Source organism: Paraburkholderia antibiotica (assembly GCF_012927125.1).
Taxonomy (GTDB): domain Bacteria; phylum Pseudomonadota; class Gammaproteobacteria; order Burkholderiales; family Burkholderiaceae; genus Paraburkholderia; species Paraburkholderia antibiotica.
Window position 1 is genome coordinate 1 of record NZ_JABBFZ010000046.1, and the last position, 7,342, is coordinate 7,342.

A 7,342-nucleotide genomic window follows, 5' to 3' on the forward strand; every position below is an offset into this window, starting at 1 on the left:
CGCCATTCGTCTCTCGGCCTCGTTTCTCCGGAGCAGTTCCTTCGGGACTGGATCAAGGCTCAGCAGACCAAGGATTCGGCTGCATAACTCGGGACCGTTGGAAGGCGAAAAACCGAGGGAACCTCAGCGGCAGGCCACACCGGTGGCCTGCTATTCATCTAGTTGACCAATCAATGTAGGCGTCGTTGTCGTAGTAGTACACGAATGCACTTACTAAATTTGACGCATCTGCGTCAGCCAGTTGCAGCTTTGCATTCTCCACAATACTCTTGACCACCTGAATCCCGAGAGCATGGTGAAGCCCATGATCGACAGCAAATATTGGACGATCGGGATCCGGTTCGTTCTCAAAGTCGTCAGGATTCAAGACAGCACACTGAGTATCTTCATTCCAGTCAACGCCGTGTGGCATATATAGAGCGAAATCCCACGGTTGCTGATCAATGTCTTGAAGCACGTCCTTTAGCCTTGTGAGTTTGTTCATTAACGAGTCCTCCCGCCCCCCCCAATTTTGCATGCCGCCCTGTCCTCCAGGATGGAGTATTGCTTGAACTGGACCAGGGGCTTGATGTTGTGACAGTGGTACCAATTGCATGACGCCTTTTCGACACGGATGATGATGCCAAGTAAATCCAGGCGGTGCACTTGACTTGTAACCTCCGCGTGGCCCTGCCGCTACGTGATCAGAAACGCCTGAGATATGCTGGTCCATCAACTGCTTGAAAGACGAATCGCTGCTCATAGCAGAATCCATTTGACGATTTGCCTCCCGAAAGTGCGATGTATCGCTCCCGATTTCTTGCTCTGGAGCAAGCTGGGCCTCATACAACACCGAATACTGACTACTACCTAGTGGCCGATTAGATGCATCGCAACCAGACAAATTCTTCGCCAACCCTAGCGGATCAATCCACTGCACGGGGTTAGGCGCGTATTGATAGCCGTTAATCCCGCCCGCCAGCCCGATCGGATCCTTACTGATGAACCGACCATTCTGCGGATCATAGTACCGATGCCGGTTATAGGCGAGCCCCGTCTCCTCATCATGATACTGCCCCTGGAACCGGATCCGGTTATCCGTGACAACCGGATCGGCCTTGCCATACGGTGCAGGCTTCACCCCACCCCACGCCTTATACCGCGCAAGCCACACCACCTTGCCCGACTCGTCCACCATCTCCTGCGGCGTGCCCAGATGGTCATTCTGGTAGAAGTACGTCGCATGCCGCGTCTTTGCCGGCACCTGCACGAAACCCCCGTCCGTGCCCGTCGCGAGGAACGCCGGTTCCACCAGCTTCTCGTCAAGCCGCGCAAGCGGCACGAACGATCCCGGCTCGTGCAGATAAAGCGACGCCGCCTGCCATTCATGATGTGTGTCAAGCGTATGCATGCGCTGCGCGACCGGCAGCGAATACACATCCTCCGGCTCCTCGCGCACAATCTGCGCCCTGCGGAACTCCAGCCCGCGATACACATGCTCGCGCTTCACCGGCAGCCCGAAGCGCTCCTCCATCAGCAGCACATCGCCGTCCCAGGTGAAGAACGTGCGCTCGATCCCGCCATCCGGTCGCGTCACCTTCTTCTTCGTGCGTCGCCCAAACGCATCGTAGGCGAAGCTCACTTCCAGCAGCGGCCGCACACTCCCATCGACGAACCGCGTACCACCACCCGCCACCGGTTCCCTACGCGCCAGCTCATCCGCCTCAGGCGGCTTCGCATAGCGCTTCGCTTCGATCAGCCGGTTCGCTGCGTCGTACCGGTACAGCCACGTCGTGCCGTCCGGATCGACCCGCCGCACGAGGTTGCCGTGCGCATCGTGTGCATAGCGTGTGCGGTTCAGCTCCTTCAGCACGTTGCCGATGCACTTCGGCAGCGACGCCTCCCATGCGTCCAGCCTGCGCGTATCCTCCACGCCCCGCCTGTTGTAACGCAGCGGCGGATATTTTTCGCCAGGATTCGCCCGCAGCCATGCGGCATTGACCACCACCAACTCACCGAAGGAGTTGATCATGGCTGACGCCAATCATAAAGCACGCCTATCCAGAGCGGAACGCTCACGCAGAATTACCGTCACGCTGCGCGATACGCCCGATGGCTATTCACTCGATACACCTCCGCGCCCCCAGCAGCCTTTCATGCCCTGGGAACACATCGACAGGTGGTTAGGCGCAGGCAATCTCTTCAGCACCGGCCAGCGCGTCAATGTCTCGGTTGACTACATCCGGCAATACTTCACCGTCACCCCCGAATACGACTATGCCGCCATAAAGCGCGAGCGCGAAGCGTTTGCCATCGGACGCAAGGCCGACAATGACGAACTGCGCAAGATATGGCGCGCTCAGGGGCGATAACCAAGCGCGGCCGCGCATGATCGCTGGGTAGAAGAACCAAGGGCCGCATTTGCGGCCCTTCATCGTTACCACACTCGCATATGAGGAGAGCAGAATCCAGACACAATATCCATCAATTCCAGAACTCTGTCTTCAATGTCTTCAGTTACGCCATTCCTCATGGTATCGAGAAGCCTATACACGGACTCCGAACTAAAATTTTTCTCCCGGTATTTCACAATGATTGCTCGTAGTAAATTGAAGTCGCAATTCCTCTCCAGGGCATCACGTAGTTCTCTATCTAGCACGCTATCTAATTCGGCATTCATTGCTTCACCCATTTGTCGCGAGTTGAAGCAAGCGCTGCTTGGTAGTCAGACAAGGACATGCTTGTACTCGGTTGGATCGTCCCATGGCTGGCACTATCCTGCACGTATTTGAGACTGTCTGGAAGACTCGTCGTGTTCAGCATGCATGCGCAATCCTTTCCTGTGCCGCCCATACTTGCCGGACGCCTATGAGGTGGAAGGTTCGCCGCTGATCCTGGTGCAACCGAAATTCCCCCCGTGCCTGGGTGAACCATCCCATCAGAGCCGACCGGAATATCGACGTCAGGACGCGCACCAAGTCCACGCGCCGTAGGTTCAGCAACAGGTAAGCCATCGCTCCCGGTTTTCATCGCGCGATATACGTCTTCCCCTGTCAACCCAAGCGGATCGATCCACTGCACCGGATTGGGCGCATACGCATAGACGTTAAGCCGCCCGTCAACCCGATCGGGTCATGGATGATGAACCGCCTCGACGCCAGATCGCTGTAGGGGTGACGGCTGCAGGGCCGCTAGCACGGCCCCCGTCGCATCAGCACTCAGTCATCGCAAATTTGCTACGCTTCAGGCAGCTTCATGGATTCGACCCACTTGTTCGGTACGTCATCGAAGTGGTCCCGAAGGCGATCTTCAACGTGATTGGCTTCCCAAACCGAAGCACGCTCAAGACCTATGCAATCCTCCCGGGTAGCCGGAATGTTCTTCACATCGTCGTAAATGAAAAATTTCTTGCTAAGCATGTCCTGCTTAAAAAATTTGGGCTCTGCCTTGAGGTGATCTTCAAGTGGAAGATTCCCGATCACCTCCCACTTTTCCGACTTTATGGCTTTATTGAGCACCCAGATGGTAAAGAGAACCGGTGCTTTAACGACTTCACGCGCTGCGACCATTTCACGTGACCGCAAGTCGTAAAACGCCATCGTCGGCTCCAGCAATACCCGTCCATAACCGAAGCTCTCATTCCCGAGGTCGATCATTACCACGTCGCCGACCTTACCGCGCCCTCTAACATTCGCCACTGCTTACTCCTCCGGAATCAATGATTTGGCGCTCTGCCCGAACGGCCCCGGCAGCGCTGCCCCTCCGCCGCCGCCTGCCGGCCCAAACTCGCTTTCCGCTGCCCCCATGTAGCTCGACGATTTCGGGTTGTTCGGCGAAATCCCGTTGATCGCATTGCCCGACGTGCCGCCCATTGATTGCGCACCACCATTCGCATCGGTAAGCATCTGCTCCCGACCACGGATGGCAGCAGAATTTGCTGACGACTCATCTAGGTCTGCCGGACCGTAACCTAATTTGTTCATGTGGTGATTGGCATCGCGACGAGCAACGTTCTGTCGGGCAGTCCCGCAACCACTGGTTCGTCCCGTGTAGACCTGCCCCGTATCCGGATTGGTCTTCGTGTAGGTCTGGTAGGTTTTCGCCAGCCCCAGCGGGTCGATCCACTGTATCGGGTTCGGCGCGTATTGATAAACATTGACCCCACCCGCCAGCCCAATCGGATCTTTCGTAATAAACCTACCCGTACCCGCATCGTAATACCGATGCCGGTTATAGGCGAGCCCCGTCTCCTCGTCATGATACTGCCCCTGGAACCGGATCCGGTTATCCGTGCCAACCGGACCTGTTTACTGGCGAATCATGCCGTATTCATAGTCCGCCCACCCGTCTCTTGTGTACTCTTCGAGCACAGCCAACACATCGTCCAAATTTATCGCTCTCGGGACGTTGACTGAGAAGAGTCGAGTACCCATTCCCTCCCAAGCACAACCCAAACGCACAAGCGTTTCTTGAATTGCCTCGATCTTATTGACACCCTCGTCAAAAACCACAACCCGTAATGTACTGTTGTCGCTGGGGCGCACGACCTCCTTGAAAAGGAGTTCGCCGTCCTTACCCACGTCAACAGCAACTTCGTCATCGAGGCTCACGTCCTTCGTGTAGAAAGGAATGTTCCTGACCTTAAAAAGATCGGACGCTACCGGCTCAGACCAAACACTTTCCATCGAAACCGGTGGATAGCCTTCAACGACATCAAGCTTAAAAAGTATCTTTTTCATAGTATGTCTTACCAATCGTCACTCTTATCAAGATTACAGACGCGACAGAGTACTTGCCCGTTCTCAGGGGTGCCCGATCCACCTTTTGCCTTGGGCTGTATATGATCAACGTGTGCTTCGTTGTCTGGCGGTGTAACTCCACTTTGGTGCTGAACCCCGTTTACAACGTTACGACTACAAATCGCACAAACCATAGTGCCATTGTTGCTTTCAGAATTTTGGCGCTTTACGATCCCTTTACCTGCTGTAGTGAAATCTTTACCGGGCCTGCTGCCCGGTAGGCTAAGCCTAGCTAACCCCAGTGGGTCAATCCACTCCGTTGGGTTTGGGGCGTATTGATACGCATTGACCCCACCCGCCAACCCAATCGGATCCTTCGAAATGAACCGCCCCGACTGCGCATCGTAGTACCGATGCCGGTTATAGGCGAGCCCCGTCTCCTCGTCATGATACTGCCCCTGGAACCGGATCCGGTTATCCGCGCCAACCGGATCCGCCTTGCCATACGGTGCAGGCTTTACCCCACCCCACGCCCTGTACCGCGCAAGCCACACCACCTTGCCCGACTCGTCCACCATCTCCTGCGGCGTGCCCAGATGGTCATTCTGGTAGAAGTACGTCGCATGCCGCGTCTTTGCCAGCACCTGCACGAAACCCCCATCCGTACCCGTCGCGAGGAACGCCGGTTCCACCAGCTTCTCGTCAAGCCGCGCAAGCGGCACGAACGATCCCGGCTCGTGCAGATAAAGCGACGCCGCCTGCCATTCATGATGTGTGTCAAGCGTATGCATGCGCTGCGCGACCGGCAGCGAATACACATCCTCCGGCTCCTCCCGCACGATCTGCGCCCTGCGGAACTCCAGCCCGCGATACACATGCTCGCGCTTCACCGGCAGCCCGAAGCGCTCCTCCATCAGCAGCACATCGCCGTCCCAGGTGAAGAACGTGCGCTCGATCCCGCCATCCGGTCGCGTCACCTTCTTCTTCGTGCGCCGCCCGAACGCATCGTACGCAAAACTCACTTCCAGCTGCGGCCGCACACTCCCATCGACGAACCGCGTACCACCACCCGCCACCGGTTCCCTACGCGCCAGCTCATCCGCCTCCGGCGGCTTCGCATAGCGCTTCGCTTCGATCAGCCGGTTCGCTGCGTCATACCCATACAGCCACGTCGTGCCGTCTGGCTCGATCCGCCGCACGAGGTTGCCATGCGCATCGTGTGCATAGCGTGTGCGGTTCAGTTCCTTCAGCACGTTGCCGATGCACTTCGGCAGCGACGCCTCCCATTCGTCCAGCTTGCGCCTGTCCTCCACGCCCCGCCTGTTGTAACGCAGCGGTGGATATTTCTCGCCAGGATTCGCCCGCAGCCATGCGGCGTCCTCGGCCTGCTCCCGCGCGGCACGCGACGCCTGTTCTTCCGGCGTCTCGACCTCCGGCCTCGGCGGTACCGTCTCCGGGTCGACCGGATTGCCTGCGCGGTCGAACGCAAAGACTTCGGTCAGGTCCGGCGTCACGGACTTCAGCAGCCGCCCGACCGGATCATAGGTGTAATCCGTCGCACCGCGCGCATGGTCATCGATACGCGTGAGGTGGCCCGCTGCGCTGTAATGCAGCCGCCGCTCGGCAATGCGCTCATGCGCGCTGGCCGCGCCCAGCTGTTTCACCGTGAACCGCGCCAGGCGCCCCATCGGATCGTATTCGCGCGCCTGGCTGAACGCCGCATGCGTGCGACCCGTCTCGCGGTGCAGCCGGTCGCGCTCGAAGTCCACCAGCGGCGCGCCGTCGAGCAGCACGCCATGCACGTGCCCCGAGCCATAGCGCAGCCAGTCGACGGTGCGCGTGTTGGGCAGCACCGTGCGTGTGCGGTTGCCGAGCGCATCGTATTCGTGCCGCGTGACGGTCAGGTAGTCCAGACCGAAATCGGCACTGACGCGCTGCTCTTCCGCCACGAGGTTGCCCGCCTCGTCGTAATGCAGCCGCACACGGCTTTTCCCGGTCTCGGCCGTCACGAGGCGTCCGCGCGCATCGTAATGGAAATGCTCGGCGACCTTGCGCACGCCCGCGTCTTTTGCGCCCTGCACCGTGCGTTCGGTCAGGCGTCCGAGCGGATCACGCACATATTGCGTCTCGATCTCGCCCTCGCGTGAGCCGATGAGCTGGCCCGCCCCGTTCCAGGTGTAATGCACCGTGCTGCCGTCGAAATCCGTCTGCGCGACAAGCTGGCCGAGCGCGTCGTAACGGAACTCCGTTCTCTCGCGGTTCTCGTTCTGCAAACAGATGAGCCGCCACTGCCGGTCGTAGTAGTAGACCAGTTGCCGACCGGCGGCATCCGTGCGCAGGACCGGCTGATGCTGCGCGTTATAGCTGTACCCGGTGACCTGTCCTGCGCCATCGCGATAGCTTCTCAGGTTGCCTTCGCCATCCCATGTCAGTGCTTCCACGCTTCCGTCGGGCTGCGTGATGCTCGCCACCCTCCCGAGCGCATCGCACCGGTACAAGGTCGTATTGCCTTCGGCATCGATACGTCGGGAGAGATAGCCGCGCCCGTCATAGACGTAACGCGTGCTGTAGCCGGAACAGTCGGTTGCCTCCCTGAGCCGCCCGCCGCCGTCGTAGCTGAAACG

At 58.6% G+C, this 7,342-nt stretch carries 7 protein-coding genes and 1 pseudogene; 1 reads left to right on the forward strand and 7 read right to left on the reverse strand.

Annotation, left to right across the window (positions count from 1 at the left end; genetic code table 11):
* Positions 1–154: 154 nt before the first annotated feature.
* A complete protein-coding gene (locus tag HHL14_RS32410) occupies positions 155–2,011 on the reverse strand; it encodes an RHS repeat-associated core domain-containing protein (protein WP_169501679.1) in 1,857 nt (618 codons plus the stop codon).
* On the opposite strand from HHL14_RS32410, the gene HHL14_RS32415 reads away from it, so the two are divergent.
* The gene (locus tag HHL14_RS32415; protein WP_169501680.1) at positions 2,010–2,351 is read left to right on the forward strand and encodes a hypothetical protein; all 342 of its coding nucleotides are present in this window, start codon (positions 2,010–2,012) and stop codon (positions 2,349–2,351) included. The genes HHL14_RS32410 and HHL14_RS32415 overlap by 2 nt on opposite strands.
* Positions 2,352–2,655: 304 nt before the next feature.
* On the opposite strand, the gene HHL14_RS34125 is transcribed toward HHL14_RS32415, so the two are convergent.
* From HHL14_RS34125 to HHL14_RS32440, 6 genes and pseudogenes are all read right to left on the reverse strand, one after another.
* Positions 2,656–3,009, reverse strand: a complete 354-nt coding sequence (locus tag HHL14_RS34125; RefSeq protein WP_456238716.1) for a Tse2 family ADP-ribosyltransferase toxin — start codon at positions 3,007–3,009, stop codon at positions 2,656–2,658.
* 206 nt (positions 3,010–3,215) lie between these two features.
* Positions 3,216–3,677 carry an immunity 26/phosphotriesterase HocA family protein gene (locus HHL14_RS32420; protein WP_169501681.1) on the reverse strand — a complete coding sequence of 154 codons (462 nt, stop codon included), beginning with the start codon at positions 3,675–3,677 and terminating at the stop codon, positions 3,216–3,218.
* Between the two features lie 3 nt (positions 3,678–3,680).
* Positions 3,681–3,962 (reverse strand): hypothetical protein, encoded by a 282-nt coding sequence (locus tag HHL14_RS33460; protein WP_230413311.1) that lies wholly within the window; start codon positions 3,960–3,962, stop codon positions 3,681–3,683.
* A 117-nt stretch (positions 3,963–4,079) separates the two neighbouring features.
* Positions 4,080–4,265: pseudogene (locus tag HHL14_RS33465) on the reverse strand (RHS repeat-associated core domain-containing protein); the annotation flags it as partial.
* Between the two features lie 21 nt (positions 4,266–4,286).
* Entirely contained in the window at positions 4,287–4,718 is a 432-nt protein-coding gene (locus tag HHL14_RS32430) for a DUF4265 domain-containing protein (protein WP_169501682.1), read from the reverse strand.
* Between the two features lie 8 nt (positions 4,719–4,726).
* Positions 4,727–7,342: RHS repeat-associated core domain-containing protein (locus HHL14_RS32440; RefSeq protein WP_206002625.1), on the reverse strand; the 2,616-nt coding region annotated here is incomplete at its 5' end.